Source organism: Promicromonospora kroppenstedtii DSM 19349 (genome assembly GCF_000515355.1).
GTDB classification, from domain to species: Bacteria; Actinomycetota; Actinomycetes; order Actinomycetales; family Cellulomonadaceae; genus Promicromonospora; species Promicromonospora kroppenstedtii.
In genome coordinates this window covers 12,650-14,690 of sequence record NZ_KI911694.1, presented here as the reverse complement: position 1 = coordinate 14,690, position 2,041 = coordinate 12,650, and the positions used below count along the sequence as shown (strand labels likewise).

The window sequence follows — 2,041 nt, the reverse complement described above, 5'->3', positions numbered from 1 at the left end:
GGCCGGGACCGTGAGGTCCCGGCCCACCCTGGTTCTGTCAGTCGCCCGGGAGCGCCGTCGCCTGGATGATCAGGGCCTGCATGGGCCACAGGGTGGGCAGCTGGAGCCCGATGCCGCTCAGCACCGACCCGGGCAGGTCCATGGCCTCCTTGCCCAGCCAGCCCGGCGTGATCCCGCCCATCCACTTGGCCGACCCCACCTCGTCGCGCACCCGCACGCTGTACCGCCGGGCCGGGTCGAGCCCGTCCAGCCGCACCCGCTCGGTCAGGGCGTCCTGGGGTGCGGCCACGGTCGCCACGGTCCACACGCCCTGCGTGCGGTCGGGGGACACGAAGCCCGTGACCCGCAGCGCCGGATCCACCGGGTCGCCGTGCACCACGGTGCCGGTGTGCACCAGCGACCGGAGCTCCTTGTAGAGCGTCGCATACGCCGTGACAGCCACCAGCTCGGCGTCCGTGCAGGTCAGCAGGTCCCACTCGAACCCTGCGTGGCCCTGGAGCGCCGTGGCCACCCGGTAGGAGAGGTCCGTGGTGCGGCCCGACGAGTGCGCCGGCGACGGGCCGACGTGCGCCCCGATCAGCTCGGGCGGCAGCACGAGCGAGGTCCACCGCTGGATGTCCTGGCGCTCCACCGGGTCGTTGGAGTCGGACGCCCACACGCGGTCGGTGAGCTCCAGGATGCCCAGGTCGGTGCGCGCGCCGCCGGAGGAGCACGACTCGATCTCCAGCCCCGGGTGGTCCGCCTTGAGGCGCGCGATCAGCGCGTACGCGGCGCGGGTCTGCAGGTGCGTGCCCGGCCGCCCGACGCCGTCGGGCCCGACGTGCACGGGCTCGGCGAGGTCGCGGTTGTGGTCCCACTTGATGAAGTCGATGCCCAGCTCGGTCACCAGGGCCGAGATCTGGCCGCGCACGTGCTCCCACGCCTCCGGCACGGCGAGGTCCAGAACGTACTGCGTGCGGAACGACAGGCCGTCCGGCGACGGCACGGCGGCCGTGTTGGACAGGATCCACTCCGGGTGCGCGCGGGCCAGGTCGGAGTCGAGGTTGACCATCTCGGGCTCGAACCAGAGCCCGAACTCCATGCCCAGGTCGTGGACCAGCCCGGCGAGCGGACCCAGGCCGTCGGGCCACACGTCGCGGTCCACGACCCAGTCGCCCAGCCCGGTGGTGTCGTCGCGCCGGGAGTGGAACCAGCCGTCGTCGAGCACGAACCGCTCCACGCCCACCGCGGCGGCGCGACGCGCCAGCCGCTCCAGCTTGGGCGGGGAGTGGTCGAAGTACACGGCCTCCCACGTGTTCAGCACCAGGGGCCGCGGGCTCGTCACGTGCTGCGGACGCGCCCGCATCCACGTGTGGAACCGGTCCGCGACCCCGTCCAGGCCGGCCGGTGACCACGCAAAGTACGCGACCGGCGTGCGGTACGTCGCGCCCGTGGCCAGCCGGACCTCGCCGGGTCGCACCAGCTCGCCCGCCCCGAGGAGCGTGGTGTGCTCGGTGAGGTGGTCCACGCGGTGGGTCACGTCGGCGCTCCACCCCAGGTGGGTGGCCCACGCCTCACCGGTCCGGTTGCTCGGCTCGCCCGACGACGCCACGGTCACCCAGGGCGCGTCGTGACCCGAGCGGCCGCGGCGGGTCTGCCGCACCGTGCTGCCGCCGGGCAGCGCCGTGGTGACCGGCGACTTCTCGCGGGACCAGCGGCCGGTGAACTGCGTGAGGTGGTCCGCGGACCGTGGCACGGGCAGCAGTGCCTCGAGCCAGTGCACGTCGACCGGCTCCGGTCCGTCGTTCGTCAGCTCGTGCCACAGCAGCACCAGCCCGCCCGCCCCGATCTCCAGGTGCGTGCGCAGAGTGAGCCTCAGGTCGCCGTCCCGCGCCGTGACCAGCAGGGAGGCGGGGTCCCGCTCGGCCTCCGTGACGGTCCACCGCGGGTAGAGCGAGATGCCGCCGGCCGCCACCAGCAGACCCGGGCGGCCCGCCCAGCCGTCCGACTCCTGCGGCAGCAGCGAGGGGCGCCACGCGGCGTCGAGCGTGCCCGGCGCCGT

General features: G+C 74.3%; 1 protein-coding gene. It reads right to left on the bottom strand.

Annotated elements, in window-relative coordinates:
• Positions 1-37: 37 nt before the first annotated feature.
• The coding region (locus tag PROKR_RS17255; RefSeq protein ID WP_051433087.1) for an alpha-galactosidase at positions 38-2,041 on the bottom strand (2,004 nt) is incomplete at its 5' end.